The organism is Ramlibacter tataouinensis (assembly GCF_027941915.1).
GTDB lineage: Bacteria > Pseudomonadota > Gammaproteobacteria > Burkholderiales > Burkholderiaceae_C > Ramlibacter > Ramlibacter tataouinensis_C.
Map to the genome: position 1 here is coordinate 3,798,343 of NZ_CP116009.1, position 26,682 is coordinate 3,825,024.

Annotated in this window: 29 protein-coding genes; 9 read left to right on the top strand and 20 right to left on the bottom strand. The window is 71.7% G+C overall.

Annotation, left to right across the window (positions count from 1 at the left end):
* Nucleotides 1-3: 3 nt before the first annotated feature.
* The 4 genes from PE066_RS18240 to grpE form a co-directional block, all read right to left on the bottom strand.
* A complete protein-coding gene (locus PE066_RS18240; protein ID WP_271233948.1) occupies nt 4-567 on the bottom strand; it encodes a hypothetical protein in 564 nt (187 codons plus the stop codon).
* Between the two features lie 138 nt (nt 568-705).
* Nucleotides 706-1,848, bottom strand: a complete 1,143-nt coding sequence (gene dnaJ / locus PE066_RS18245) for a molecular chaperone DnaJ (RefSeq protein ID WP_271233949.1) — start codon at nt 1,846-1,848, stop codon at nt 706-708.
* 85 nt (nt 1,849-1,933) lie between these two features.
* Nucleotides 1,934-3,889 (bottom strand): molecular chaperone DnaK, encoded by a 1,956-nt coding sequence (dnaK, locus tag PE066_RS18250; RefSeq protein WP_271233950.1) that lies wholly within the window; start codon nt 3,887-3,889, stop codon nt 1,934-1,936.
* Between the two features lie 104 nt (nt 3,890-3,993).
* Complete coding sequence (gene grpE, locus PE066_RS18255; RefSeq protein ID WP_271233951.1) at nt 3,994-4,566, bottom strand: nucleotide exchange factor GrpE; 573 nt, start codon at nt 4,564-4,566, stop codon at nt 3,994-3,996.
* Nucleotides 4,567-4,761: 195 nt separating this feature from the next.
* On the opposite strand from grpE, the gene PE066_RS18260 reads away from it, so the two are divergent.
* Entirely contained in the window at nt 4,762-5,148 is a 387-nt protein-coding gene (locus PE066_RS18260; protein WP_271233952.1) for a RidA family protein, read from the top strand.
* 128 nt (nt 5,149-5,276) lie between these two features.
* Here PE066_RS18260 and PE066_RS18265 read toward each other — a convergent pair whose 3' ends face one another.
* Both PE066_RS18265 and PE066_RS18270 read right to left on the bottom strand, forming a co-directional pair.
* Nucleotides 5,277-5,627, bottom strand: coding sequence for an FKBP-type peptidyl-prolyl cis-trans isomerase (locus PE066_RS18265; protein ID WP_271233953.1), 351 nt, complete (start codon nt 5,625-5,627; stop codon nt 5,277-5,279).
* Nucleotides 5,628-5,677: 50 nt separating this feature from the next.
* Nucleotides 5,678-6,004, bottom strand: coding sequence for a winged helix-turn-helix transcriptional regulator (locus tag PE066_RS18270; RefSeq protein ID WP_271233954.1), 327 nt, complete (start codon nt 6,002-6,004; stop codon nt 5,678-5,680).
* A 186-nt stretch (nt 6,005-6,190) separates the two neighbouring features.
* Between PE066_RS18270 and PE066_RS18275 the strand changes: the two genes are divergently transcribed.
* Nucleotides 6,191-6,898 carry an SOS response-associated peptidase gene (locus PE066_RS18275; protein ID WP_271233955.1) on the top strand — a complete coding sequence of 236 codons (708 nt, stop codon included), beginning with the start codon at nt 6,191-6,193 and terminating at the stop codon, nt 6,896-6,898.
* A 10-nt stretch (nt 6,899-6,908) separates the two neighbouring features.
* Here PE066_RS18275 and PE066_RS18280 read toward each other — a convergent pair whose 3' ends face one another.
* On the bottom strand, nt 6,909-8,273 hold the full coding sequence (locus PE066_RS18280) for an MATE family efflux transporter (RefSeq protein ID WP_271233956.1): 1,365 nt from the start codon (nt 8,271-8,273) through the stop codon (nt 6,909-6,911).
* A 69-nt stretch (nt 8,274-8,342) separates the two neighbouring features.
* Nucleotides 8,343-9,098, bottom strand: coding sequence for a hypothetical protein (locus PE066_RS18285; RefSeq protein WP_271233957.1), 756 nt, complete (start codon nt 9,096-9,098; stop codon nt 8,343-8,345).
* Between the two features lie 213 nt (nt 9,099-9,311).
* On the opposite strand from PE066_RS18285, the gene PE066_RS18290 reads away from it, so the two are divergent.
* Both PE066_RS18290 and PE066_RS18295 read left to right on the top strand, forming a co-directional pair.
* On the top strand, nt 9,312-12,131 hold the full coding sequence (locus tag PE066_RS18290) for a PAS domain-containing protein (protein WP_271233958.1): 2,820 nt from the start codon (nt 9,312-9,314) through the stop codon (nt 12,129-12,131).
* 108 nt (nt 12,132-12,239) lie between these two features.
* Complete coding sequence (locus PE066_RS18295) at nt 12,240-13,220, top strand: YcjF family protein (protein WP_271233959.1); 981 nt, start codon at nt 12,240-12,242, stop codon at nt 13,218-13,220.
* Between the two features lie 48 nt (nt 13,221-13,268).
* Here PE066_RS18295 and PE066_RS18300 read toward each other — a convergent pair whose 3' ends face one another.
* Nucleotides 13,269-13,988: an ArsR/SmtB family transcription factor gene (locus tag PE066_RS18300; RefSeq protein WP_271233960.1), complete on the bottom strand. Its 720-nt coding sequence runs from the start codon at nt 13,986-13,988 to the stop codon at nt 13,269-13,271.
* 108 nt (nt 13,989-14,096) lie between these two features.
* Here PE066_RS18300 and PE066_RS18305 point away from each other — a divergent pair, with 108 nt between their 5' ends.
* The 3 genes from PE066_RS18305 to PE066_RS18315 all read left to right on the top strand — a co-directional run bounded on the left by PE066_RS18305 (nt 14,097) and on the right by PE066_RS18315 (nt 15,444).
* On the top strand, nt 14,097-14,426 hold the full coding sequence (locus tag PE066_RS18305) for an NIPSNAP family protein (RefSeq protein WP_271233961.1): 330 nt from the start codon (nt 14,097-14,099) through the stop codon (nt 14,424-14,426).
* Between the two features lie 87 nt (nt 14,427-14,513).
* Nucleotides 14,514-14,891, top strand: a complete 378-nt coding sequence (locus PE066_RS18310) for an antibiotic biosynthesis monooxygenase family protein (RefSeq protein ID WP_271233962.1) — start codon at nt 14,514-14,516, stop codon at nt 14,889-14,891.
* 130 nt (nt 14,892-15,021) lie between these two features.
* Nucleotides 15,022-15,444 carry a VOC family protein gene (locus PE066_RS18315; protein WP_271233963.1) on the top strand — a complete coding sequence of 141 codons (423 nt, stop codon included), beginning with the start codon at nt 15,022-15,024 and terminating at the stop codon, nt 15,442-15,444.
* Nucleotides 15,445-15,453: 9 nt separating this feature from the next.
* On the opposite strand, the gene PE066_RS18320 is transcribed toward PE066_RS18315, so the two are convergent.
* The 5 genes from PE066_RS18320 to PE066_RS18340 form a co-directional block, all read right to left on the bottom strand.
* Nucleotides 15,454-15,765: an MTH1187 family thiamine-binding protein gene (locus PE066_RS18320; protein WP_271233964.1), complete on the bottom strand. Its 312-nt coding sequence runs from the start codon at nt 15,763-15,765 to the stop codon at nt 15,454-15,456.
* Nucleotides 15,766-15,938: 173 nt separating this feature from the next.
* Nucleotides 15,939-16,349, bottom strand: coding sequence for a DUF2894 domain-containing protein (locus tag PE066_RS18325; protein WP_271233965.1), 411 nt, complete (start codon nt 16,347-16,349; stop codon nt 15,939-15,941).
* A complete protein-coding gene (locus PE066_RS18330; RefSeq protein ID WP_271233966.1) occupies nt 16,342-17,040 on the bottom strand; it encodes an OmpA family protein in 699 nt (232 codons plus the stop codon). Before PE066_RS18330 ends, PE066_RS18325 begins: the two co-directional genes overlap by 8 nt.
* Nucleotides 17,037-19,115: a hypothetical protein gene (locus tag PE066_RS18335; protein ID WP_271233967.1), complete on the bottom strand. Its 2,079-nt coding sequence runs from the start codon at nt 19,113-19,115 to the stop codon at nt 17,037-17,039. The genes PE066_RS18330 and PE066_RS18335 overlap by 4 nt, the downstream gene beginning before the upstream one ends.
* Entirely contained in the window at nt 19,112-19,819 is a 708-nt protein-coding gene (locus tag PE066_RS18340; protein ID WP_271233968.1) for a DUF3348 family protein, read from the bottom strand. Before PE066_RS18340 ends, PE066_RS18335 begins: the two co-directional genes overlap by 4 nt.
* A 427-nt stretch (nt 19,820-20,246) precedes the next feature.
* On the opposite strand from PE066_RS18340, the gene PE066_RS18345 reads away from it, so the two are divergent.
* Entirely contained in the window at nt 20,247-20,729 is a 483-nt protein-coding gene (locus PE066_RS18345; RefSeq protein ID WP_271233969.1) for an SRPBCC family protein, read from the top strand.
* A 34-nt stretch (nt 20,730-20,763) separates the two neighbouring features.
* Nucleotides 20,764-21,105, top strand: a complete 342-nt coding sequence (locus PE066_RS18350) for an ArsR/SmtB family transcription factor (protein ID WP_271233970.1) — start codon at nt 20,764-20,766, stop codon at nt 21,103-21,105.
* On the opposite strand, the gene PE066_RS18355 is transcribed toward PE066_RS18350, so the two are convergent.
* From PE066_RS18355 to PE066_RS18380, 6 genes are all read right to left on the bottom strand, one after another.
* Nucleotides 21,099-21,836 (bottom strand): aspartate/glutamate racemase family protein, encoded by a 738-nt coding sequence (locus tag PE066_RS18355; protein ID WP_271233971.1) that lies wholly within the window; start codon nt 21,834-21,836, stop codon nt 21,099-21,101. The two genes, PE066_RS18350 and PE066_RS18355, sit on opposite strands and share 7 nt — an antisense overlap.
* Nucleotides 21,833-22,819 carry a Bug family tripartite tricarboxylate transporter substrate binding protein gene (locus PE066_RS18360; protein WP_271233972.1) on the bottom strand — a complete coding sequence of 329 codons (987 nt, stop codon included), beginning with the start codon at nt 22,817-22,819 and terminating at the stop codon, nt 21,833-21,835. The genes PE066_RS18355 and PE066_RS18360 overlap by 4 nt, the downstream gene beginning before the upstream one ends.
* A 35-nt stretch (nt 22,820-22,854) precedes the next feature.
* Nucleotides 22,855-24,012 (bottom strand): mandelate racemase/muconate lactonizing enzyme family protein, encoded by a 1,158-nt coding sequence (locus PE066_RS18365; protein WP_271233973.1) that lies wholly within the window; start codon nt 24,010-24,012, stop codon nt 22,855-22,857.
* Nucleotides 24,013-24,122: 110 nt separating this feature from the next.
* On the bottom strand, nt 24,123-25,016 hold the full coding sequence (locus tag PE066_RS18370; RefSeq protein WP_271233974.1) for a LysR family transcriptional regulator: 894 nt from the start codon (nt 25,014-25,016) through the stop codon (nt 24,123-24,125).
* Nucleotides 25,017-25,062: 46 nt separating this feature from the next.
* The gene (locus PE066_RS18375; protein WP_271233975.1) at nt 25,063-25,791 is read right to left on the bottom strand and encodes a glutathione S-transferase; all 729 of its coding nucleotides are present in this window, start codon (nt 25,789-25,791) and stop codon (nt 25,063-25,065) included.
* A 63-nt stretch (nt 25,792-25,854) separates the two neighbouring features.
* Nucleotides 25,855-26,553, bottom strand: coding sequence for a pseudouridine synthase (locus tag PE066_RS18380; protein WP_271233976.1), 699 nt, complete (start codon nt 26,551-26,553; stop codon nt 25,855-25,857).
* Nucleotides 26,554-26,682: the final 129 nt, after the last annotated feature.

Genomic DNA, 26,682 nt, shown 5'->3' on the forward strand with positions numbered 1-26,682 from the left:
GGCTCAGGCCGTGGCGTAGAGCACGGCGAAGCCGCAGGCGAACACCAGCGCCCAGGTCACCAGCCCCGCCAGGTTGGTGCGGAACTGCTCGGAGCCGGCCAGGCGCCGCAGCTGGACGTTCCAGAGGTAGATCACCGGTATGCCGCCCAGCAGCACCAGCAGGGTGGGCACCTGCCAGCGGAACAGGCTGGCCCAGGTCGGCAGCAGGGTGGACAGCCGCAGGGCGGGATCGGCCAGCTGGCGCGCCGGGATGTCCTGGGTCAGGACGCCGCCGGCCAGCAGCGCGCCGAACAGCAGCACGCCGGTGGCCGCGAGCTTGAAGGTGCGGCGCCAGCCGAACAGGCTGAGCGCGGAACCGGCGGCGCCTGACAGCGCCAGCGCCGACCCGGCAGCGGGCAGCGCGTCCTGGCCGCCGGTGGCCAGCGCCTGCCAGAACCACACGTTGCTGGCCAGCCCGACCCAGCCCGCCACGATCGTCACCGCCCAGCCGGGATGCAGCGCCAGCCGCGCCTCCCCCGGGGTCAGGATGGAGTGGTAGCCGGTCGATCTGAACAGCTTCAGCGACATCCCGCCATTGTGGCGGGCGGGCTTGCGGCAGCCAATGGTGTTGTCGCGTTGGGAGGACAGTGCGCAGGCAAACGTCGGCAGGAAGGCCCGGATGCCTGGACGCCAGACTTCCGGATTCCCTGCCTCCCGGGCTCCCTGTCAGGCGCTGAAGAAGTTCTTCAGCTTGTCGCTCCAGCTCTCCTCGCCCGGGGAGTGGCGCGAGCCGCCTTTCTTGAGCGAGTCGTCCAGTTCCTTGAGCAGCTTGCGCTGGTGCTCGGTGAGCTTGACCGGGGTCTCCACGCTGATGTGGCAGTACAGGTCGCCCGGGTAGCTGGAGCGCACGCCCTTGATGCCCTTGCCGCGCAGGCGGAACTGCTTGCCGGCCTGGGTGCCCTCGGGGATGTCGATGGCCGCCTTGCCCTGCAGCGTGGGCACCTCGATCTCGCCGCCCAGCGCGGCGCTGGTGAAGGAGATCGGCACCACGCAGTGCAGGTCGTCGCCGTCGCGCTCGAAGATCGGGTGCTTCTTCAGCCGGATCTCGATGTACAGGTCGCCCGGCGGGCCGCCGTTGTGGCCGGGCTCGCCATTGCCGGCGCTGCGGATGCGCATGCCGTCGTCGATGCCGGCCGGGATCTTCACCTCGAGGGTCTTCTGCTTCTTGACCTTGCCCTGGCCATGGCAGGTCGGGCAGGGCTCGGGGATGATCTTGCCGGCGCCGCGGCAGGTCGGGCAGGTCTGCTGCACCGAGAAGAAGCCCTGGCGCATCTGCACCACGCCGGCGCCGTGGCAGGTGCCGCAGGACTTGGCCTGGGTGCCGGGCTTGGCGCCGCTGCCGTGGCAGGTGTCGCACGGGTCCCAGGTCGGGATGCGGATCTGGGCTTCCTTGCCCGCCGCCGCTTCCTCCAGCGAGACCTCCATCGCGTACGACAGGTCGTTGCCGCGATAGACCTGGCGGCCGCCGCGCGCGCCGCCGCGGCCCTGGCCGAAGATGTCGCCGAAGATGTCGCCGAAGGCCTCGGCAAAGCCGCCGAAGCCTTCCGGGCCGGCGCCGGGGCCGCGCATGTTCGGGTCGACCCCGGCGTGCCCGTACTGGTCGTAGGCCGCGCGCTTGTCGGCCTCCGAGAGCATCTCGTACGCCTCCTTGGCCTCCTTGAACTTCACCTCCGCTTCCTTGGCCGCCTCCCCCTGGTTGCGATCGGGGTGGAACTTCATCGCCAGCTTGCGATAAGCCTTCTTGATCTCGTCTTCCGAGGCGTTCTTGGGTACCCCCAGGACTTCGTAGTAGTCGCGCTTCGTGGCCATCGTGTCGTCGTTCGTTTCTTTCAGCGCGAACGCCGCGTTGGCTCTTCACCAACGCGGCGCGCGTTCCATCGGCTGGGCGCCGCGGTCAGCCCTTCTTGACCTCTTTGACTTCGGCGTCGACCACGTTGTCGTCGGCCGGTGCGGCGCTGGCCGACGGGCCCTGGGGCTGGTCGGCGCCGGCGGCACCGCCGCCGGCCGCCTGCGCGGCCTGGGCCTGCTGCATGTCGGCGTACATCTTCTCGCCCAGCTTCTGGCTGGCCGTCATCAGTGCGTTGGTCTTCTCGTCGATCTGCGCCTTGTCCTCGCCCTTGAGGGCTTCCTCGACGTCCTTCAGCGCGGCCTCGACCTTCTCCTTCTCGCCGGCCTCGAGCTTGTCGCCGTACTCGCTCAGGCTCTTGCGCACGCTGTGCACCATCGCCTCGCCCTGGTTGCGGGCCTGCACCAGCTCGAGCTTCTTCTTGTCCTCGGCGGCGTTGAGCTCGGCGTCCTTCACCATCTTCTGGATCTCGTCCTCCGACAGGCCCGAGTTCGCCTTGATGGTGATCTTGTTCTCCTTGCCCGTGCCCTTGTCCTTGGCGGACACGTGCAGGATGCCGTTGGCGTCGATGTCGAAGGTCACCTCGATCTGCGGCAGCCCGCGCGGCGCCGGCGGGATGCCCTCCAGGTTGAACTCGCCCAGCAGCTTGTTGCCGCTGGCCATCTCGCGCTCGCCCTGGAACACCTTGATCGTCACGGCCGGCTGGTTGTCGTCGGCGGTGGAGAAGGTCTGGGCGAACTTGGTCGGGATGGTCGTGTTCTTGCCGATCATCTTGGTCATCACGCCGCCCAGCGTCTCGATGCCCAGCGACAGCGGGGTGACGTCCAGCAACAGGACGTCCTTGCGGTCGCCGCCCAGCACCTGGCCCTGGATGGCGGCGCCCACGGCCACCGCCTCGTCGGGGTTGACGTCCTTGCGCGGCTCGCGGCCGAAGAACTCCTTGACCTTCTCCTGCACCTTGGGCATGCGGGTCTGGCCGCCCACCAGGATCACGTCGTGGATGTCGCTGACGCTGACGCCCGCGTCCTTGATGGCCGTGCGGCAGGGCGCGATGGTGCGCTCGATCAGCTCCTCGACCAGGCTTTCCAGCTTGGCGCGGGTGAGCTTGATGTTCAGGTGCTTCGGGCCCGACGCGTCGGCCGTGATGTACGGCAGGTTGATGTCGGTCTGGGCGCTGTTGGACAGCTCGATCTTGGCCTTCTCGGCGGCTTCCTTCAGCCGCTGCAGGGCCAGCACGTCCTTGGACAGGTCGACGGCCTGTTCCTTCTTGAACTCCGAGATGATGTAGTCGATGACGCGCTGGTCGAAGTCCTCGCCGCCCAGGAAGGTGTCGCCGTTGGTGGACAGCACCTCGAACTGCTTCTCGCCGTCGACGTCGGCGATCTCGATGATGGAGATGTCGAAGGTGCCGCCGCCCAGGTCATAGACGGCGATCTTGCGGTCGCCCTTTTCCTGCTTGTCCAGGCCGAAGGCCAGCGCGGCCGCGGTCGGCTCGTTGATGATGCGCTTGACGTCCAGGCCGGCGATGCGGCCGGCGTCCTTGGTGGCCTGGCGCTGGGCGTCGTTGAAGTACGCGGGCACCGTGATCACGGCCTCGGTGACCGGCTCGCCCAGGTAGTCCTCGGCGGTCTTCTTCATCTTGCGCAGGATCTCGGCCGAGACCTGCGGCGGCGCCAGCTTCTTGCCGCGCACTTCCACCCAGGCGTCGCCGTTGTCGGCCTTGGTGATCTGGTAGGGCATGAGGTGGATGTCCTTCTGGACTTCCTTTTCCTCGAACTTGCGGCCGATCAGGCGCTTGACCGCGTAGATGGTGTTGCGCGGGTTGGTGACCGCCTGGCGCTTGGCCGAGGCGCCGACCAGGATCTCGCCGTCTTCCTGGTACGCCACGATGGAAGGCGTGGTGCGCGCGCCTTCGCTGTTCTCGATGACCTTGGGGGTGTTGCCCTCCATGATGGACACGCACGAGTTCGTGGTGCCCAGGTCGATGCCGATGATCTTGCCCATGTCAGTCTTCTCCTGTGCTTTGCTCGCGGGGCAGGCGCCCCCTTGTTCCGTATCTGCCGCCTAGTTGTGGATAAGCCGCGTTGTTTCAAGCCGTTGGCGCGCCCTCACTGGGGGGCCGCCACCATCACCAGGGCCGGCCGCAGCACCCGCTCGGCGATCAGGTAGCCCTTCTGCAGCACCGAGGCGATGGTGTTGGGCTCCTGGCCGGGGGCCGGCACCATGGAGATCGCCTGGTGCAGGTGCGGGTCGAACTTGTCGCCCACGGCGGGGTTGACCTCCACCACCTTGTTGCGCTCCAGCGCCTGCTTGAGCTGGCGCAGCGTGACTTCGGAGCCTTCGCGGATCTGCTCGACGGTGGCTTCCTGCACCGCCAGCCCGGCCTCCAGGCTGTCGCACACCGGCAGCAGGCTTTCGGCGAAGCTCTCGACGGCGAACTTGCGCGCCTTGGCGATCTCCTCGTCGGCCCGTCGCCGGGTGTTCTGGACCTCGGCCTGGGCCCGCAAATACTGTTCGGACAGCTCGGCGTTCTTGGCGCGCAGGGTCTCCAGCTCGCCCAGGGACGCCGCGAGGTCGGCCTCGTTGGCCGCGGCGGCGGCCTCCCGCTCCTCCGTGCTGAGGTCGGCCGGGGCCGGGGCACCATCCAGGGTCGGTTCGATCTTGGGGTCTTCGGGGTTCATCTCGATGTTGTCGGATCGGCGTGAAAACAGCGCAGCAGCTTGGGGCAGGGTATTCGTTTTCAAGCCGGCGAACCGGCCCGGCCGGCAAAAAAAGGCTGAGCCAGCCCGAACGGGCTAGCCGCGCCACCCCGACCGCAGCCACGGATGGGCAAGGCGCCGGCCCCTACAGTAGCGGCTTTGCGGCAGGAGGCTCGCATGGCACGTCAATGGATCAGCTCGGGTTCGCCCTTCGAGGCGCAGATCGGCTACTCGCGCGCGGTGGTGGACGGCGACTGGGTGTTCGTCTCGGGCACCACCGGCTTCGACTACGCCACCATGACCATCGCCGAGGACGTGGCGACCCAGTGCGAGCAATGCCTGCGCAACATCGCGGCGGCGCTGGCCCAGGCCGAAGCGAGCCTCGACGACGTGGTGCGGGTCACCTACGTGCTGCCCGACGGCAAGGACTTCGAGGCCTGCTGGCCGGTGCTGCGCCAGTACTTCGGCGCGGCCCGGCCGGCGGCGATGATGATCCAGGCGGGATTGCTCGACCCGCGGATGAAGATCGAGATCGAGGTGACGGCGCGCAGACAACCACGTTGAAATCGCTGTGCGATTCCAACGTGGTTTTCGGATCGGTTGGACAAGGGCCGGCAAAGCCGGATCCTTGTCCAAAGGGTGTTCGCGCTGCATGCTGTTCCGCGCGAACGGTACCCCCGCGGGGGAGGGGATCAATGCGTCTGCAGCAGCTCCACCTCGAACTTCAGCGTCGCGTTCGGCGGGATCACCCCGCCGGCGCCGCGGGCGCCGTAGCCCAGCTGCGGCGGGATGATCAGGGTGCGCTTGCCGCCCACCTTCATGCCGGCCACGCCTTCGTCCCAGCCCTTGATCACCATGCCGGCGCCCAGGGAGAAGGCGAAGGGGTCGTTGCGGTCGTGGCTGGAATCGAACTTGGCGCCGGCGCGGCCGTTCTCGTACAGCCAGCCGGTGTAGTGCACGTGCACGTGCTGGCCGGGGGTGGCTTCGGCGCCGGTGCCCGGGACGGTGTCTTCGTACTGAAGACCGGAAGGGGTCGTGATCATGGCCGGCGAGTGTACCGACGTGGGCCGGCTCGACCGTAACCGCGTGCCGCTCAGTCGGCCGCCGGCGGCTGGCGCTTGCGTCCCTGCGACGCCGTCCAGCGCACCGCGAAGGCCGGCAGGTCCGACAGCCGCTTGAGCAGGTCGGCGCCGGCCGGCGTGACGCAATAGCCTTCGGCCACGCGGCCCATCAGGCCGGCCTCGCGCAGCTCCTTGATGCGGGTGTTCAGCGTGTTGGGCGTGATGCCGCCCACGCTGTCCTGCAGCAGGCGGAAGGTCTGGGGATGGCCGTCGCGCAGGGCCCAGAGCACGCGGATGGCATAGCGCGCCTCCAGCAGCGCCAGCAGCTGGAAGATGGCCGCGTTGTCCCTGGAACTCATGCCTCGCCTTCTCTCGTTCGCCGCGCCGGTCGGCTCGCGGGGGAGGGGAGTGTACGAAGCCCCCGCTACACAAACAATAGCTGGCTAACCCTTGGCCAGCCCGCCGGCGCGGGCATTCCCGGCGCGGCCGCCGACTTCCCCCCAAACGGGTGAAAGGGAAAACACGGAGCGGGCTAGCATCGCCCCATGTGCTCCAACTACGTGCCGGTCAGCCGGCGCGACCGGCTGCTGGCGTTCTTCGGCGTGGTGCGCGAGCGCGACGACGAGCCGGTCGACACCTGGCCGCTGGGCCTGGCGCCCTTCATCCGGCTGGCGCAGGACGGCTCGGGCTTCGAGCGGGTGGTGGACGACGGCATCTTCGGGCTGCTGCCGCAGTTCGCCACCGAGCTGGCGTTCGGCCGCCGAACCTACAACGCCCGCAGCGAAACGGTGGACCGCCTGCCGAGCTTTCGCGACGCCTGGGCGCGCGGCCAGCGCTGCGTGATCCCGTGCGAGGCGATCTACGAGCCGAACTGGGAAAGCGGCGAATGCGTGCGCTGGGCGATCCACCAGGAGGGCTTCGTGCCGTTCGGCGTGGCCGGCATCTGGGCACCCTGGCGGCACCCGGACGGGCGCGAGGTCCTGAGCTTCGCCATGCTGACCGTCAACGCCGACGACCACCCGCTGATGCGCCGCTTCCACCGGCCCGAGGACGAGAAGCGGATGGTGGTGATCCTGGAGCCGGAGGACTACGGCAACTGGCTGACCTGCCGCGTGCGGGACGCGCCGGCCTACTTCCGCGCCTGGGACCGGCCGCTGCTGGCCCAGGCTTCGCCGCTGCCGCCGCGGGCGCCCAAGGCGGGCAGCGTGCGCACCGTGCGACCGCCGCCGCCGCGCACCGGCGACCTGTTCTGAGGCGGCGCCCTCAGACCAGCGCGCGCACCGGACGGCGCGTCCAGGCGCCGAAGAAGTACGCCGCCTGCAGCAGCAGGCCGACGCCGTAGGTGGCCGGGTAGGCCAGCCAGATCCAGGGCAGGCCGAAGGTCCGCCCGAAGGTCCAGCCGAGCGGGAACATCAGCAAGGCCAGGCAGCCCAGCGAGATCAGCGTGGGCACGCGCAAGGTGCCCGCCGCCCGCATCACGCCGCTGAGCACGCTGGCCATGCCGAACAGCACGCTGCCGGCCACGGCGATGCGCAGGGCCTGCGTCGCCAGGTCGACCACCGCCGGGTCGTCGACGAACAGGCCGGCCGCGCGGCGCGCCAGCAGCGCCACCAGCAACGCGAGCCCGCCGGTGAGCGCCAGGTTCATGCCCAGCCCGATGCGCGTGACCTGCGGCAGTTGCGCCTGGCGTCCGCCGCCGATCGCCTGCGCGGCGAACACCGAGGCGGCGATGGAGATCGAGATCGCCGGGAACTGCACGTAGGCCATCACCTGGTTGACCGCGCCCCAGGCGGCGGTGGCGTGCAGCCCGTGCGCGTTCACCAGCGACAGCAGGGCGATGTCGGCCAGCGATCCGGTGATGAAGAACAGCGCCGTCGGCAGCCCCAGCCGCACCACCTGCCCCAGCAGCGCGGCGTCGAACCCCAGGTGGCGCGACACCCCCGGCCAGGCCAGCACGTGGTGGCGCCGGGAAAGATGCCAGGCCAGCCAGCCCAGGCTGGCGACGTTGCCGGCCAGCACCGCCCAGGCCGCGCTGGCCACGCCCAGCTGCGGCAGCCCCAGCCAGCCGCGGATCAGGGCGGGCGTCAGCAGCATGCTGGCCGCGGTGGTGATCACCAGCATGCGCAGCGGCGTGATGCTGTCGCCCACGCCGCGCAGCAGCGCCGCCGACAGCAGCGACAGGAACAGCGCGGGCAGCGCCAGCAGCAGCACCCGGGCATAGGCCACCGCCTGCGGCAGCACTTCGGGCGGCGTGCGCAGGCCGCGCAGCACCGGCTCGATCGCCAGCAGCCCGATCCCCATCACCAGCAGGCCGAGCGCCCCGGCGCCGGCCAGGGTGGTGCCGGCGACCCGCTGCACCACCTCGGGCTTCCTGGCGCCCCAGGCCTGCCCGGCCAGGATGGAGCTGCCGGTGCCCAGCCCGATCACCAGCGCGATCAGGAACATCAGCAGGGGAAAGAAGGCCACCGCCGCCGCCAGGGCATCGGTGCCGAGCATGCGGCCCAGGTAGATGTTGTTCAGCGTGCCGGACAGCGCCTGCAGCACGTTGGTGAGGACCAACGGGGCGAGGAAGGCCCCGAAGCGGGTCCAGAGGGCGGCAGCCGGCAGGGCGGCAGCAGTACTGCTCATCGGCTGCGATGCTAGCGGAGCACGGGCCCGCAAGCGTGGCGTGCCGGCCGCGCGGTTCGATCGGCGGAATCAGCCCTGGTCGGGGCGCGCCGTCGGCCGGGTCTTGTCGTCGCCCGCCGCCGGGGATGGCTCGGGCTGCATCGGCCGGGTCTTCTGGAACCCCTGGGTGCGCTCCATCACCTGGGTCTTCTCCAGCGCGGTGATCGGCTGCGTCTTCTCGAACGGCATGGGCTGGGTCTTGCCGAAGCCGTCGCCGGTTTCTTCCTCGGCGCGGAACTGCGCATCGCGTGCGCTCATCAGGCGTTCGAGCTCGGCCCGTCGGCCCGCGCCTTCCGGCTGCCCGTGCGCGGCGGCGTCGGGCCTGGCATCCGGCTCCTGGCCCTGCGCGGCGGCGGGCGCCGAGGGGGCCGTCCAGCTGCCGGGGTGCGGCAGCGGCGGGCAGGCCGAGGCATCGTCCAGTGCGAACTGCCAGGACAGCCCCATCAGCCACTGCCCGGCCTCGGGGTCCAGCGCCTGGATGCGCTTCTCGATCGTGTCCTGCAGCGGCACGGCGTGCAGCATCAAGCGCGCGTCCCAGTGCTGCACCACCAGCCGCACATGGACCCCGGTTTCGCGGCCGGGCGAGGCCGTGGTGAGCGGGTCGGCGCGGATCCAGGTGGCCGGGATGCCGCTGTGCAGCAGCGCCTCGCGCACCGCCAGCCGGGCCAGCTCCTTGCGCACCGACTGCGGCGAGCCCAGTGTCGATTGCGGTCCCTGCGCAGCCGCGCTCGCCGCGCGCGAGCCGCCCGCGCCACCCTTGCCGAGCAGCCGATCCATCAAGCCCATGAAAATCCTCCGCGGGGAAGGCGCCTGGCTGGCGCATCTGTTATCGGCGCGAGTATGCGCGCCGACGGACTTTGCGGCAAAGTCTTGTCATATTCCTTACGCGCGCCCCGGCGCAGGCATCATCCGGGTACATATTCAAGAAGACCCGGAAGGAGAAGGATGGGGATGCTGCGGCGCAGGGCGGCCGAATTCGGGCCGACCGTTTCAGAACCGATGAGGGGGCCGGCGCGCCCCTGGCGGCCGCGCATCCTGTGGTGGGTGGCCGGCTTCGCCCTGGTTCTGGGCGCCTTGCTGGCCCTGGCCCTGGCCCACCTGCGGGTCGAGGCGCTGCGCGCCGGCGAGCAGGTGACGCAGGCGCTGGCCCAGGTCATCGCCGAGCAGACCACGCGCAGCCTGCAGGTGGTGGACGTGCGCCTGCAGCTGGCCGGGCACGAGCTGCGCGTGATGGGCGCCGAAGGCCCGCTGGACACCGAGGCGGCCCGCGCCATGCTGCGCAAGCAGCTGGAGGGCCTGCCCTTCGTTCGCAACCTGTGGGTGATCGACCCGCAGGGAACCATCCTGTTCTGGTCGAACGAGGGCGCTGCCGACTTCTCGGTGAGGGACCGCGAGTACTTCCGGTTCCACCTGGATTCACCCGAGCCGGGATTCTTCGTGGGGCGGGTCGTGAGCAGCCGCGTCACCCACAAGGGGATCGTCGTCGCTTCCCGGTCGGTGCGCGATCCCGACGGCCGCGTGCAATGGGTGATCGCGGCGGCCATCGAGCCGCCGTACTTCCAGTCGGCCTGGCGTGAAATGGACCTGGGCGCGCAGGGCGTGATCGGCCTGTTCCACCGCAGCGGCCAGCTCATGATCCGCAGCCCGGCCAACGAGCAGGCGATGGGGCGCGACTTGTCGCAGTTGCCGCTGTTCACCCGGCTGCTGCCGGCCTCGCCCGACGGCGTGTTGCGCATCCGCAGCGTGCTGGACGAGGTCGATCGCGTGGTGGCGTACCGCACGCTGCCGCTCTACCCGCAACTGATCGTCAACGTCGGCTCCTCGGTGTCGCAGCTGCTTGCGCCCTGGAACCGCTTCGCCTGGCTGACCGGCGGGCTGTGGACGCTGGCCCTGGCCGCGGCCACCGTGCTGGGCTGGCAGCTGCAGCGCCAGTCGCTGCGCCGCCGGCACATCGAGCGGCGCTTCGGCGAACTGGCCCAGGCCATGCCGCAGATCGTCTTCACCACCGATGCCGATGGCACGGTGGAGTTCGTCAACGAGCGCTGGACGGCGGCCACCGGGCTGCTGGTGGAGACCGCGATCGGCGCCAAGTGGGAGCAGCTGTGCCATCCGGACGACCGGGCGCGGGTCGCCGCCCACCGGGCCGAGTGGGCCGATGCCGGCATGCCGGTGTCGGTGGAGATGCGCCTGCGCCAGGCCGACGGCAGCTACCGCTGGCAACTGGTGCGCGCGATGCCCAACCACGGGTCGCGGGGCGACATCGTCTCCTGGTACGGCACCTCCACCGACGTGCACGAACTGAAGATGGCGCAGGAGCAGCTCGAACGCCAGGCCGAGATGCTGCGCATGGCCGGGCGGCTGGCACGCATGGGCAGCTGGTACCTCGACGTGCGCAGCGGGCGGATCGGCTGGTCCGAGCAGGCCCGGGCGGTGTTCGGTTTCGAGGACGCCGTCCCGCAGCGGCTGACGCAGCTGCTGGCGGGGCTCCCGACGAAGTCCCGCGAGACCGTCGAGGCGGCGCTGCGCAAGTCCATCCACCAGGGCGTGCCGTTCGAGGCCGAGGGTGAGGTGTCCACCGCCGGCGGACACTGGCGCTGGCTGCGCGCCATGGCCGAGCCGGTGCGCGATGCCAGCGGCGCCGTGGTGCGCCTGCAGGGCGCCGTGCAGGACGTCACCCAGCAGATGCACCTGGTCGAGCAGGTGCGCCAGCTCAATGCCACGCTGGAGCAGCGCATCGAGAGGCGCACGCGCGAGCTGCAGCAGCAGGAAGCGCTGTTCCGCACCCTGACCGAAGAGGCGCCGCTGCCGATCTGGACCATGGATCCGCAGGGCCGCATCACCTTCATCAGCCGCGCCTGGTACGAGCTGGTGGGCGGCGCGCCGCCGCGCTGGCTGGGCAACGAGTGGATCGAGCTGATCCATCCCGACGACCTGGCCCGGATGCGCGAGGACTGGGTGCGCTGCCGCGTCGAAGGTTGCACGTTCCAGGGCACGCGCCGGCTGCGCGCGCGCGACGGCACCTGGCACACCACCACCTACCGCGCCAGCCCGGTGCGCGGCGAGGACGGCCAGATCGCGTTCTGGGTCGGCGTGGACACCGACATCACCGACCTGATCGCGCAGGAGACCGCGCTGCGGCTGGCCAACGAGCAGCTCCAGTCGTTCTCGTACTCGGTCTCGCACGACCTGCAGTCGCCCTTGCAGCGCATCGGCGCCTTCGCCCAGCTGCTGCAGCAGGAGCTGGGGACGGAGCTGGAGGGCACGCGGGCCGCGCACTTTTTGCAGCGCATCCGAGCCAACGCGGAGGAGATGGTGCAACTCGTGCAGGGGCTGTTGTCGCTGGCGCGCGTGTCGCAGGCCGAGATCGTGCGCGGCCGGGTCGACCTGAGCGGCCTGGCCGTCGAGATCCTGGAGCGCATGAAGGCCGAGACGCCCGAGCGCGATGTGCGCTGGCGGGTGGAACCGGGCTTGCTCGTGCTGGGCGACGTGCGCCTGATGCGCTCGGTGCTGGAGAACCTGCTGGGCAACGCCTGGAAGTTCACCTCGGGCACCGAGCGAGCCGAGATCGAATTCGGCGGGGCGCCGCCGCGCGGCGAGTTCTTCGTGCGCGACAACGGCGCCGGCTTCGACATGGCGCACGCCGGCAAGCTGTTCGGCACCTTCCAGCGCCTGCACCGGCAGGACGAATTTCCCGGCACCGGTGTCGGCCTGGCCACCGTGGCGCGCGCCGTCACGCGCCAGGGCGGCCGCGTCTGGGCCGAAGCGCAGCCCGGCCTGGGCGCGACGTTCTGGTTCACGATGCCGGTGCCGGACGCCTGAGGGCTGCCGGCGCGGGGGTGTGCGCCACTCGTGGTGCCTGATCAGGGCGGCCGGGAACCGCTGCCGTCGCCGCGAGCACCAACCTTCTTTTGCCAGGAGTTCCCGCGCATGAGCCCTTCCGACACCCAGGCCATCGTCACGCTCAGCCTGATGGCGGCGTTCGCCGACGGCAGCAAGCACGATCGCGAGCGCGAGGAGGTCAAGCGCATCGCCGACGGGCTGGCGCAAGCCGACCCGGTGCACCTGCCCACGCTGGTGCAGGACGTGCTGATGAAGCGAGTGACGATCGAGCAGGCGGCCGCCTCGCTCGGCTCTCCGGACGCGCGCCAGCTGGCCTACGAGATGGCCGTGTGCGTGTGCGACGCCGACGGCGTGCAATCGGTGCCCGAGCAGCAATTCCTGGCGCAGCTGCGGTCGGCCCTCGGGCTGGAGGCGGGCCCCGCCCGGCAGTTCACCGACGCCGCGCAAGCGCTGGCCGCCGCGCCGCTGGACGGGCCCCTGCCCGAGGCCGGTGCGCCGGCAACTGTCGCGCCCGGCCAGCCGGTGGCCGCCGCTCGTCCATCCCGGCTGGCGGACGCCGAACTCGACCAGATGATCCTGAACGCCGCCATCACCAACGGCGCGCTGGAGCTGCTGCCCGAGTCGCTGTCGACGCTGGCCATCATCCCGCTGCAGATGCGGCTGGTCTATCGCATCGGGCAGTCGTACGGCTACGAGCTGGACCAGGGGCACGTCAAGGACTTCCTGGCCACCGTCGGCGTCGGCTTGACCTCGCAGTACCTGGAGCAGGCCGGCCGCAAGCTGCTGGGCGGCCTGCTCGGCCGTGTCGGCGGCGGGCTGCTGGGCGGCGTCGGCCGGCAGGCGGTGAGTTCGGGCATGAGCTTCGTGGCGACCTATGCGCTCGGCCACGTCGCGCGGCGCTACTACGCCGGCGGCCGCACCCTGTCCACGCAGATGCTCAAGGAAGCCTATGCCGGCATCGCCGGCGAAGCCCAGGGCCTGCAGGCCCGCTACCTGCCGCAGATGCAGCAGCAGGCGCAGACGCTGGACGCGGGCAAGGTGCTGGCCATGGTGGGCGGCCGGCGCTGAAGGCCGCACCGCGGGCGGCGCACGCGCGTGGCCGTGTGCGACGCCGCCTCAGCCGTCGACCAGCGACTGCCAGCGCTCGGTTCCCAGCCAGTCGCGCAAAGCGATCGCGCCGGCCGGCGTGAGCTGCAGCGCACGCGTCTGCGGCTTGCGCAGCAGCCAGCCCTGCTGCAGGCAGTGCGAGCAGAGCAGGGCGCCCAGCCGGCCGGCCAGGTGCATGCGCCGCTCGCCCCAGTCCAAGCACGGGCGGCAGGGCGGACGGGTGCTGCGGCCGTCCGCCTGCAGCGCCTCGGCATCCAGGCCCAGGCCGGCGAGCGCGGCGGCGGCCTTGTCCGTGACCACGGCGGTGTCCTCCTCGATCACCACCGCACCCTCATCCACCAGCCGGTCCGCGATCGCCACCGCGAGGCCGCCGGCCAGGTGGTCGTAGCAGGTGCGCGCCAACCGCAGGGCCGCGTCGCGCGGCCCGGTGGCCACGCGGTGCGGCGCGGGGGAGGAGGCGGCGGCCAGCTGCATGATCCCTTCCAGCAGGCGTGCCACGTCGGCGGATGCGAGCCGGTGGTAGCGGTGCCGGCCCTGCTTTTCCAGGCGCAGCAAGCCGGCTTCCACCAGCAGGGCCAGGTGGCGGCTGGCGGTGGCGGGCGTGACGCGGCCGGCGTTCGCCAGCTCGTGCGCGGTGAGCGCGCGGCCGTCCATCAGCGCGACCAGCATGCCGGTGCGCGCCGGCTCGCCCACCAGCGAGGCGACCCGGGCCAACTGGTTGGTGTTCATGCGCGCAGTGTGCCGCAGGGGTGGCGGGCCATGCTTCGTCCGGCAGCGAAGCATCGGCGCGGGCGGGCGCCGGACCATGACGGCTTCGCCCACTCCGGCCCGACCGCCATGACCCTCACCTGCTTCATCCGCTACCAGATCGACCCGTTCCAGCGCGAAGCGTTCGCCGAATACGCCCGCCAGTGGGGCCGCATCATCCCGCGCTGCGGCGGCCGCCTGCTCGGCTACTTCCTGCCGCACGAGGGCAGCAACAACATCGCCTGGGGCCTGGTCGCCTTCGACAGCCTGGCCGCCTACGAGGCCTACCGCACCCGCCTGAAGGCCGATGCCGAAGGCCGCGCCAACTTCGAGTTCGCCCAGCGCCAGCGCTTCATCCTGCGCGAGGAGCGGACCTTCTGCGAGGCCGTGCCCGAAGCGTTGCTGCCCGAATTGCGCTGAGCGTTGCGCCTTCTTTCCCCCGGCAGGGCCGGCCGTGTGCACGGGCGGCCCTGCCCGACGCCGCACCTTCCTTGTCCAGGAGCCCCGATGATCGCCGTCCTCTTCGAAGTCACCCCGCAACCCGGCCGCCAGGCCGCCTACCTCGACACCGCGGCCGCCCTGCGTCCGCTGCTCGAGCAGGTCGACGGCTTCCTGTCCGTCGAGCGCTTCCAGAGCCTGTCCGAGCCGCGCAAGCTGCTGTCGCTGAGCTTCTGGCGCGATGAAGCTGCGGTCGCCCGCTGGCGCCAGCTCGAGGCGCACCGCCGAGCCCAGGAACTCGGCCGGGCCACCGTGTTCGAGGACTACCGGCTGCGCATCGCCAGCGTCGTGCGCGATTACGGCATGGCCGATCGCGAGCAAGCGCCGGGCGACTCGCGCGAGCACCACGAAACAAACGACGCGCGGAAGAGCGGCCGGCGAGCGTAGGCTGCGGCGAGGGCGGCCCCGATTCGAGGGACTGCCGAGGCAAGGGCCGTCGATTCCGATGGGCCCCGTTCGTCGTGAACGGAGCGGGCCGCGATCCGGCCCCGCTGCCGAACCCTGCAAGGAGACCCAGATGCCCACGCTCGACTGCTACATCTTCTTCGACGGCCAGTGTGCCGAGGCCATGCGCTTCTACGAGCGCACGCTCGGCGGCCGGATGGAGACCTTCATGACCTACGCGCAGTCGCCGCAGCCGGAACACTGCCCGCCCGGCTCGGCCGACCGCATCATGCACGCCAGCCTGCTGCTCGAGGGCGAGCGCCGGCTGATGGCCTCGGATTCGCCGGCCGGCCAGCACAAGGCGGCCATGGCCGGTTTCGGCCTGGCCCTGAACTACCCGACGGCGCAGGAGGCGCAGCGGATCTTCGCGGCGCTGTCGGCCGGCGGGAGCGTGACCATGCCCATGAGCAAGACCTTCTGGACCGAAGCCTTCGGCATGTGCAGCGACCGCTTCGGCACGCCGTGGATGGTCAGCGGCGGCGCGCAGGCCGGCTGACCGCGACGCTCAGGTCCGCAGCTTGCGGCCGAGCTGCTGCTCGACCGCATCGATCTTGCTGCGCAGCCGCGATTGGGGGCCGGCCCGGTAGTCCATCTTCAGGTTCATGCCGATGCGCGGGCAGTCGGTTTCCAGCGCCCGGAAGCAGGCGCCGACCACGGCCATCACCTCGTCCCAGTCGCCTTCCAGGATCGTGCCCATGGCGGTGAGCTGGTAGGTGACGCCGCTCCTGTCGATGATGTCCAGGATGCGGGCGACATAGGGGCTGAGGCTTTCGCCGCCGGGGGCGGCGGGCGACATCGCGAATTCGAGCAGGACCATGGGGTGCTTCCTGGTGGATGGAGATGGCCTCGGGCAAGGCCGGTCACGTGGAATTGTCATCCCGGCGCCAGCCGGGATCCATCTCCCGCTCAGGAACCAGCGCGTGGGTGGATGGCGGCTCAAGGCCGCAATGACACCGCCGGTTTGCGGCTCGAGACCGCAATGGCCCCCTTCTACTTCCTGCGCCGTCCCTTCGCCGGCTTTCCTGCCTCGGCGCCGCGCTCGCGCGGGTACTGCTCGGCGGCGCGCTGCAGCCAGTGCAGCGTCTCGAGCTGCGCCATGAAGCGGCGCAGGTAGTCGGGCGAGAGCTCGCCCATCCGCTTTAGCGAGCGCAGCACCAGCGCGTGGGAGTTCAGCGGGCCGGCATTGGCCGGCGTACGCGCCACGGCCTGCTGCAACTGGTCGATCGTGCGGTGCCGGTCCCAGGCCTGGCGGAAGCGGCGCACGCTGGCGAGCTCGTGCGGGTCCGCGGGCTCGCCGGGCGCGGGGGCCGCGCGCCGTGCCGCCGTTGCGCGGCGGATGTAGGCGTTCAGCTGCGCCAGCGTGCGCGGCGCATCCGCCGAATCGCCCGCGGCGTCACCCACGCGAACCCCCGGCCGCCGCCCCGTGCGCCGGCCCAGCGCCAGCGCCGTCAGCTTCCTTCGCCGCGGCCGTGCGCGGCACCGGCGCCATCTCCACCCGCCGGTTCAGCGCACGCCCCTTCTCGTCCGCGTTCGAGGCCACCGGCTGCTCGGCGCCGAACGCCGCGGCGAACACCTGCGAGGCCGGCATGCCGTCCTCGACCAGCGCCCGCGTCACGGTCAGCGCCCGCTGGGCCGACAACTCCAGGTTGTCCTCGAAGCGGCGGTTGCCGCCGCTGACCGGCGTGTCGTCGGTGAAGCCGCTGACCATCAGCATCTCCTGGCGCTCGCCCAGGTACACGCGCAAAGGGTGCACCAGGCTCTTGAGCAGTTGCCGCCCCTCGGGCCGCAGGCGATCGGAGTTGACCGCGAACAGCACGCTGCCGCTGATGCCGATGCGGCCGTTGTCCACGGTGATGCGGCCGCTGGCCAGCGGGATCGCCAGCGCCTTTTCCAGCGCGATGCGTCGCTGCTCCTCGATGCGGCGCTTCTCGATCTCGGCTTGCAGGCTGGCCGCCAGGTCCATCTGGCTGACCAGCACGCCGATCAGCACCAGCACGAACGCGCCGAGCAGCCCCGACATCAGGTCGGCGAACACCGTCCAGGCCGGCGCGACCTCCTGCGCCGCGGCGTCGCCGTCGTCCGCGCCGATCATGAGGCGCCCGCTTCGGCCAGCGCCGCCGGTTGCGCCTTGCCCTGCAAGGGGCGCAGGCTGTCGATCATGGCCTGCTGCGAGGCGATGCTCAGGTCGATCACCTCGCGCGCCTGCGCCACGTAGTAGGCCAGCTGCTCGTCGCTGCGCTCGGTCGACTGGCGCAGCGAGGCTTCCACCCGCTGCAGCGCGTCGGTGAGTTTGTCGTGGCTGGCCTGGAAGGCGCGCACGCTTTCGCCGAAGGACTCGGCCACGCCGGCCAGCTGCTGCGCGCTGCCGGCCACGTGCGCCGCCGCGTCGGCGGCCTGGCCGGCCTGCGCCTCCAGCGCCTGGCCAAACCGCGCCTGGGCCTGCTCCAGCACGCCCGACGCCGATTCGACCAGCGACTCGATGGCTTGGCGCTGCTCGCCCGAGGCCTGCTCCAGCGAGTGCAGCAGTGCGCCCAGCCGCTCCAGCAGCACGGTGCGCTCCTGCAGCGCCAGGTTGTCGCGCTCGGCCACCCGGCTCATCTCCTCGCGCAGCTGCGACATCACCCCGGCTGCCGCCTGCGGCACTTCGGCCGCGGTATTCAGCAGGCGGGTGAGCGGCGCTTCCAGCGCGGCGCCCAGGGTGGCCAGGTGCTGGGTGACGGCGCCTTGCAGGTCCGACAGGCGCTGCACGGCGGCCTCGCCGCGCGCGCTTTCTTCCTGGCGCAGGGTGGCCAGGTGCTGCGCCAGCGTGGACTGCAGCTCGCCCAGGCGCTGCGTGGCCGCCTCGCCGCGCTGGCTTTCCTGCTGCCGCAGGGCCGCCAGTTCCCCCGCGACCGTGGATCGAAGGTCGCCCAGCCGCTGCACGGCCGCTTCGCCGCGCTGGCTTTCCTCCTGCCGCAGCGCCGACAGCTCGGTCCGCCAGGTGGCGGCCAGCCGGTCCATGCCCTCGCCGTGCTCGCGCAGCCAGCGCGACTCGGCTTCGGCGCGCGACTGCACCAGTTCGCCCGACTGGGCCAGCACCTGCGCCACCTGCTCCAGAGCGCGCTGCGCCTGCGCGCCGGCGCGATCGGCCACCTGGGTGGCGCGCTGCTCCAGCGCGTCGGTCCAGGCCTGCAGCCGCTGCTGCTCGGCGGCGCTGAACTGGCGGGCCAGGGCGTCCACCTGCGCCTGCGCGACCTCGCCCAGCCGCTGGTGCAGGCCCTGCGACTCCTGCACCACCTGCGCCATCGCCGACTGCACGATCGGGCGGATGGTCTCGCCGGTGGCCTGCGCGCTGGCCGCCAGGTGCTGCTGCAGCGACTGGCCCACGCTGCGCGCCAGCTCGGCGTAGGCGGCGGTCACTTCGCGCTGCAACTGCGTTTGCCGCTCCGCCAGTTGCGCATCAAGCTGCTCGCTGCGGCGCTCGATGCGCTCCAGCATGGCGCCCAGCGACTCGGCCACCTCCGGCAGCACGCGCGACTGCGCCTGCACGGCGCGCAAGGCCTCCTGCCGCTGGTGGGCCAGCGAGAACGGCTGCAGCACGCCGGCGGCCCTGGCGTCGAGCAGTCGCGCGGCGTCCAGCCGCTCGCGCCGCGCGATCGCCGACATCAGCCCGAGCAGCGCCGAGGCGGCCACGCCCGCGACCGAGGTGCCGAACGACAGGCTCAGGCCCCTGATCGGCTCGGCCAGCGCCGCGCGGATCGCCTGCACGTCGGTGGAGCCCTGCAGCGCGAACACCGCGCCCTTGAAGGTGACCACCATGCCCAGGAAGGTGCCCAGCATGCCCAGCATCACCAGCAGGCCGACCAGGTAGGGCGTGAGCGCCGGGCCGGGCAGGGCGCCGCGCTCGCCTTCGATGCGCAGCCGCACGGCATCGCGCAGGCCGGCGGGCAGGCGCTGCAGCCAGTCGGCCAGCGCGGCCGGCGGTTCGGACAGGCCGTCGAGTGCGGCGCGCAGCGTGCCGGTGGCGGCGCGGAACTGCCGCAGCTCGTGGGCGCCGACGAGGTAGGTCGCCGCGATCACGGCCGTCATGGCCAGCGCCAGGGCGCTGGTGCCGACGAAGCCGGTGGCGACCCAGCCCAGGGCCAGCAGGCCGAGGAAGAAGGCCAGGGCGAAGATTCGATTGCTCATGGTTCGTGTTCGTTGCGCCGGGCGTCCAGCAGGCCGGCGACGGGTTCGAGGCGCAGCGCCAGTTCGGCCAGCAGCGCCTGGTGCCAGTCCCGCGTGAAGGCGGGCAGCCAGGCGCCGGGGCGGTCCCCGCCCGGCTCGGCCGCATCCGTCGGCTGCAGGTGCGCGCGCCGCAACTGGTGGAAGCGGCGCTCCAGCAGGGTGGCGGCGGTGGGCAGCAGCTTCTGTTCGCGCGCGGCGAGCACCTCTTCCAGCGCCGCGTCCAGCGCGGCGAGCTGCCGCAGCCGGGGCGACACGGCGGCGACGGCCTGCCGCACGTGGTCGCGCAGGGCCGCCACCATCTGCTCCATCTGGCGCTGCAGTTCCAGCTGGCGTTGCCGGAACGGCGCGTAGCTGACGCCGGGGTCGTCCGGCTCGAGGTTGGCGAGCGCCAGCGGGTCTTGCGCGATGGCCTTGGCCAGCACGCCGCGCACCCGCTGGACGTCTTCTTCCAGGGCCGCGATCGCCTGGCTTCGCGCCGGGCGGCGGGGGGCCGTGGCCGGCGTCGCCGGGATCGCCTGGTGCGCCGCCTGCAGCCGGATCGCGTCGAGCGGGCCGATCCACAGGCTGGTCCGCTCGGCGACGTCCATGCCGGACCGGTCCGCGTCCACCCGCGCCCAGGGGTCGAGCAGGCGGACGAGCCGGGAAGTGCCGAACGTGCTGTGCAAGAAAGCGATCCTCTGCACCGGGGCGGGTGCGCTGCGGTCCTCGTGGTTGATTCCCGCGGGCGCAGCGCCCGCGGCAGGTGGGCCGGAGGCCCGGGAGCCGGAGCCCGGCTCGCCCGTCGGCGCAAGGCGGCTGCCTGCCCGCGGGGCCCGTATTAGAAACGATCCGGCTGGGCTGGCCGCAGCCCGGCGGCCGCGCAAGGCTGCGCCCGGGGCGGCCCCGGGCTTCGGCGTTGCTGCCGGCAGTCAGCCCCGTGCATATGTCGCGTCCGCTGCAATGGGTTGCAGACAGCAGCGAGGGAATCTGCCGGGGTCCGGACCGGGTGGAACAGAACGGCAACCGATCGGTTGCGCGATGCCGGATTCGGGCGCACAATGACATGCAACGAATCGGTTGCCGATTCGTTCCATCCCACCCCAGGAGAGCACCATGACCGAGCCCAGCGAATCCCAGGCCAGCGATCGCATCGAGCGCAGCATCCTCATCGACGCCCCGCGCGCCAAGGTCTGGCAGCTGCTGTCCGATGCGGAACGGTTCGGTCGCTGGTTCGGCGCCGACCTGAAGGGGCAGACTTTCGCGCCCGGCCAGGTGACGCGCGGGCCGATCACCATCGAGGGCTACACCCACATCCTGTTCGAGGTGAAGGTCGAGCGCGTCGAGCCGCAGCAGCTGCTCTCGTGGCGCTGGCACCCGTACGCGGTCGATCCGGCCGTGGACTACAGCGGCGAAGAGCCCACCCTGGTCACCTGGACCCTGCACGACGCGCCCAACAACGCCACCCTGGTCAGGACGGTGGAGTCCGGCTTCGACCAGGTGCCGCCGCACCGCCGGCTGGAGGCCTTCCGCATGAACTCCGGCGGCTGGACCGCCCAGCTGGAGAACATCCGCCGCCATGCCGAAGCCGCGCGCTGAGTCTGCCGCAGCCGAGGCTGCCGGCGCAGGACCGGTGCGGCCCCAGCCACCAGCCGCGCCGCCGTCGCAGCTCGCCCAGGTGTTCTTCGCGCTGGGCGACGCGACGCGGCTGCGCCTGGTCGCCGTGCTGTGCGCCGGCGGCGCCTTTTCCATCACCCAGCTCACCGCCAACACCGACATCAGCCGCCAGGCCGTGACCAAGCACCTGCAGGTGCTGGCCGACGCCGGCCTGGTCAAGGACCTGAAGATCGGCCGCGAGCGGCTGTGGCAGTTCGATCCCACCCAGCTGGAAGAGGCGCGCCGGACCCTCGAGGTGATCGGGCGCCAGTGGGACACGGCGCTGGCGAAGCTGAAGGCGTTCGCGCAGGATCAGTAGGCGGGCTGGAGATTTTGCGATTCGAACAGCCGCCCGAATCCGCGCGACCGCGGTGCCACGCCGGCCAGTCGCACCACATCCCAGAAGCCGGCCGGGGAGCTGGCGGTCACCGGCAGCCCCAGCTCGCGCTCGAGCTGGCGGATCGCGTCCAGCGTGAGCAGGCCGCCGCAGGAGATGAAGACGCCGTCCGCCGTGGCGTTCTGCGCGAGCACCTGGTGCGACAGGCGCACCAGCGCTTCGGTGGAGACCTCGCCGACTTCCTGCACGCCCGTGATGGACATCCCCTGGATCGCCGTCACGGTGAAGCCGGCCTGCGTCAGGTAGGCCTCCAGCTTGTCGTTCAGCTCGTCGATGTAGGAGGTCGCGACCGCGACGCGCCGGATGCCCAGCTGCCGCAGCGCCGCCAGGATGGCGTGGCTCATCGTGGTGCAGGGCACGCCGGTGGCTTCCTGCATCCGCTCGCGCAGCGATTCGGTGAACGCCGCGCCCCGGTAGAAGCTGATCGAAGTCCCCATCAGCGAGATGGCCTCGGCCCCGGCCTCGCGCAGCTCGCAGGCGCGGTCGAGCACGGTGTCGATGACCGGCGCGAAGCCTTCCGGCGACACCCCGGCGATGCCCAGGCCGCGGGCGATGAAGCGCACGCGATCGCCGTAAAGCAGCGGGCCGTCCTGCGGCACCCGGCCATGGCCGGGCGGCACGACCAGGCCGATCGTGGGCACGCGGTCGCTCACTGGACGGCGATCTTCTGCGACTTGATCAGCTTGGACCAGTCGGCCGTTTCCCTGGCCATGGCCTGCCCCAGCTGTGCCGGCGGCAGGTACGAGACGACGCCGCCGGCGCGGGAGGCCGCCTGCTCCAGCTCGGCGCTGGACAGCACCTTGCGCAGGGCCTCGTCCAGCTTGGCGACCACGGGTGCCGGCGTGCCGGCCGGGGCCAGCACGAACAGGCGCGGCGCGACGTCGAAGCCGGGCAGGGCGTCGGCGAAGGCGGGCACCTTCTCGGCGCCGGCCAGCTTGCCGGCGCTCATCATGCCGATGGCCTTGAGCTTGCCGGCGTTCGCCTGCGTCAGCCCGGCCGCCGCGCTGACCACGCCGATGGGCACCTGGCCGCCGATCACGTCCGGCACGATCTGGGAGGCGCCGCGGTAGGGGATGTGGACGATGAAGGATTGCGAGCGCGCCTTCAGCATCTCGAAGCCGAGGTGGTGGACGGTGCCCACGCCCGAGGTCGCATACGAGAGGCCGCCCGGCTTGGCCTTGATCAGCTCGAGCAGCTCCTTCGGGTTGTTCGCCGGCAGGCTGTTGCCGGCCACCACCATCAGCGGCGTGACGAAGGCGCCGGCCACCGGCGTGAAGGACTTGATCGGGTCGAGGTTGCCGCGCGGCTGCAGCAGCGAGGTGATCATCATGCCGCTCTCGCCCAGCAGCAGCGTGTAGCCGTCGGGGGCCGCGTTGGCGACCGCCTCGGCGGCGATCATGCCGCTGGCGCCGGACCGGTTCTCCACCACCACCTGCTGGCCCAGCAGCGCCGGCAGGCGGGCCGACAGCAGCCGCGCCATCGCGTCCACGCCGCCGCCGGCGTTGTAGCCCACCAGCAGCTTGACCGGCTTGTCCGGAAAGGCCTGGGCCGCCGCGAACGGGCTGGCCAGGGCCAGGGTGGCGGCCGCCAGCAGGGCGCGGCGCGAGGCCAGGAAGGAAGGGATTCGCTTGGTCACGGGTAGTCTCCTTGAGTTCGTTGTGGTTCGGTGGCTCAGGCCTTGCCGGCCCCGCGCGAGCCGGGGCGCTTGGCCAGTTCGGCCACGCGCTCGCGGTTGGGCCGGAAGCCCAGGCCCGGCGCCTCGGGCAGCGCCAGCATGCCCTCGACCGGCTCGGGCAGGCCGTCGAACACCAGCTTGCAGCATTCGACCGCCACCGAGTGGTACTCCACCAGGCTGCCGTTGGCGAGCCCGGCGTGCAGGTGCATGTTGTGGTGCGGCCAGGCGCCGCCGTTGGCGAAGCCGGCGTTGAAGGCGGCGGCCAGGCCGGCGATCTTCAGGCACTGGGTGTAGCCGCCGGTGATGCAGGCATTGGGCTGCACCACGTCCACGGCCTGCGCCGCCAGCATGTCGCGGAAGCGGCTGGCCAGGCCCTCGTTCTGGCCGGCGGCCAGCGGGATGCGGGTCCTGGCGCGCAGCTTGGCCAGGTTGGGGATGTCGTTCTGCGCCACCGGCTCCTCGAAGAAGCTGATGTCGAAGTCCTCGATGCGCCGGGCCAGGTCCTGGGCATGGAAGTAGTCCAGGCTGCAGTTGGCGTCGATGTACAGCTGCACGTCCGGGCCGACCGCCTCGCGCACGGCGCGGATGCGCTCCACGTCCTCGCGGATCACGTCGGCCAGCGGGCGCGGCTCGTCGCGCCGCTGCAGCGCGTGGTGGCCGACCGTCATCTTCAGGCGCTTGAAGCCGCGCTCGACCCAGCTGCGCGCCGCCGCGGCGAGTTCGTCGCGGTCGAAGAAGGCGAAGCCGAAGGTGGCGTAGACCGGCACCCGGTCGCGCGCGCCGCCCAGCAGGCGCCAGCAGGGCTGGCCCAGGATCTGGCCCTTGAGGTCCCACAGCGCCAGGTCGATCGCGGCGATCGCGTGGCTGGCGTAGCCCGACTGGCCGCGCGGGGCGAGCAGCCAGAACAGCTTGTCCCAGATCTGCTCGTGGCGCAGCGGGTCCATGCCGACCAGGGCATGGCCGGCCACTTCGTTGACGATGGCGGCGACCACCTCTTCCTCGGTGATCGCGGTCATGCCGCAGCCGGTGCGGCCGTCGTCGAGTTCCACCTCGACGATGCAGATGGACAGGAACGTGGACTTGCTGCGGCTGCCGCTGCCCACGGTGACGGGCAGGTTGAGCGGGGTGGCGCGGACGGCGGTGATGGTTGGCATGGCCGGCCAGTGTCCGGATGCCCCGGCGGGGTGGCAAGCAGACGCCGCGATGCCGGCTTTCGCGTACCGCGAAATCAGGGTTCCCCCGGGGCGCGCGGCCCGCAGCGGGCTCAGCCCTCGGTCAGCAGGGCCTGCACCAGCGTGCGGGCCGCCGCCGGCGCATCGCTGCCGGTGCGCAGGGCCAGGTAGTGCGTGCGCTCGGCCCAGTCCTCCGCCAGCGGCAGGGCCTGCAGCGGCAGGTGCTGCAGCTGCGGTGCGATGGCTTCGCCCGGCAGCACGGCCACGCCCAGGCCGGCCGCCACCAGGCGGCTGGCGGCGTCGAAGCTGCGCATCTGCAGCCGCACCTTGATGCTCTGGCGCAGCGCCGTGGCCGCGTTGAACAGGCGGGTGCTGACCGCATTCGGCCCGGCCACCACGATGAAGTTCTCGTCCACCAGGTCGGCCAGGCGCAGCGGGCCGGCGCCGCCAAGCGGGTGGCCGCGCGGCACCACCAGCACCAGCCGGTCGCGGAAGAAGGGCAGGAATTCCAGTCCGGCCGAGAGCGTCCGGGTATCGACCACGCCCACGTCGGTGCGGCCTTCCAGCAGCGCCTGCGCGATCTCCGGGCTGATGCGCTCCTCCACGTCGACGCGGATGCCTGGATGGCTGCGGGTGAACGCCTGCAGCCGCGCCGGCAGGACCTCCAGCAGCGCCGACGCATTGGCCAGCATGCGCACCTGGCCGGCCAGCCCCTGGCTCAGGTCGTGCAGGTCGGTGGCGAGTCGGTCGGCATCGGCCAGCAGCCCGCGCCCGCGCTGCACCAGCACGCGCCCGGCGGACGTGAGTTCCACGCCGCGCGGCGAGCGCTCGAAGATGCGGATGCCCAGCGCCGCCTCCAGCGACGAGATGCGCGCGCTCGCCGCCGCGACGGCCAGCTGCAGTCGGTCGCTCCCGGCGCTGATCGAGCCGGACTCGGCCACGGCGATCACGACGCGCAGCGTGAGAAGGTCGAACGCGGCATTCATGCCGGGATTATCCGGGGGGCTGCGCGCTCACCGTCGCCGGCGGCGCCTACGCATCCAGTTCCGGATAGCGCCGGAAGATCCCTTGCTCGTTGAAGGCGATGCGCCGCCCGCTGGCCAGGTACGCGCGCAGGCGCCGGTGCGTGGCCACGCCCGCGTGCAGCGCCGCCACCCGGGGTGCCTTCTTCAGCACGCGCCGGGTTGCCTTGGGGAACGCGTACTGCAGCCCGTCCACCACCTGGAACAGCGACAGGTCGGCATAGGACAGCCGCCCGCCCACCAGTTGCGGCATGGAAGCGCCGGCGTTGCGCGGGTTGCGTTCGAGCACCGCCTCGAACCAGGCCATGAACTTGGTCAGCCGGTGGCGGCGGAAGTCGGCCGCGCGGCGCTGCGCTTCCGCCTGCTGGTCCTCGTAGTACAGGCCGCTGGCGATCGGGTGGTGCACGTCGTGCACCTCGGCCACGAAGTCGGCGATCGTCAGCTGGATCTGGTGCGTCCAGAGCGCATCGGCCGCACGGGCGCCCACCAGCCCCAGCTTCGGCCCCAGGTACAGCAGGATCGCCGCGGTCTGCGCCAGCACCAGCTTGCCGTCGACCAGGAACGGCGGCGCGAACGGCGGGCGCTGCACCTCGGGCGAGGACAGGTAGCGGTCCATCGCCGGCATGCCGCCTTCCTCGCGCGCGACGTCGACGTAGGGCGCACCGGCCGCCTCCAGCGCCAGCCGGACGAATTCGCCGCGGCCCTGGATGGTGGGCCAGTAGTGGAGTTCGTAGGGCATCGGGGCGGGCCTTTCCTGCGGTTGCGTGGATGGTGGCACCGTTCGGCGGCGAAGGGCGAGCGCTCAGCTGAGCAAGGGCGCCCATTCCGCTCCGGCGGGCGCCTCGATGCTCAAGCCGCCCGGCAGCTCGACGCGCAGCGCATGCAGCCAGAGCCGCGACACGCCCAGCCACTGCGCCACCGCCCGGTTGTGCGCGCCCTTGCCGTGCGTCGTGTCGCCCACCAGCGGATGCGCGAGGTGCTTGAAGTGCCGGCGGATCTGGTGGCGCCGCCCGGTGAGCGGATCCACTTCCACCAGCGCATAGCGGCTGCTCGGGTGCCGGCCGTCCACGCTGAACGGCCAGTCGAAGCAGGCCAGTCGCCGGTAGCGGGTGAGGGCCGCCACGCGCGGCTGGCCGGCGGAGGGCAGCTCCGGATCGCGGGCCAGCGGGTAGTCGATCTCTCCGGCTTCGGGCGGCCAGCCGCGCACGAGCGCGAGGTACTGCTTGCGGATGCGGCCAGCCTCGAAGGCCTGGCCGTGCTCGCGCGCGGCCTGCGCGTGGCGGGCGAACAGCAGGACGCCGCTGGTGGCCTTGTCCAGGCGGTGCAGGGGGAAGACCCGCTCGCCGAGCTGCCGCTCGAGCAGGTCGACGGCGGTGTGCGTCTCGTGCGCGTCGAGGCTGCTGGGGTGGACCAGCAGGCCGGCGGGCTTGTCGATGGCGGCGAGGTCGGCGTCGAGGTGGATGAGGCGCAGCCCAGCCTCCCCTGCGGGCACTTTTCCCATCGGCAGTGACTCGGGCGGTGCCATGTGTTCTTCCGGTGCGTGGGGCGCCATGCTGCCAGAGGGGCGGGCATCGGCGCTGAGCCAGCCGGCCGGATCAGCCACGAAGCACCCCGTGCAGCGGCTGCGGTC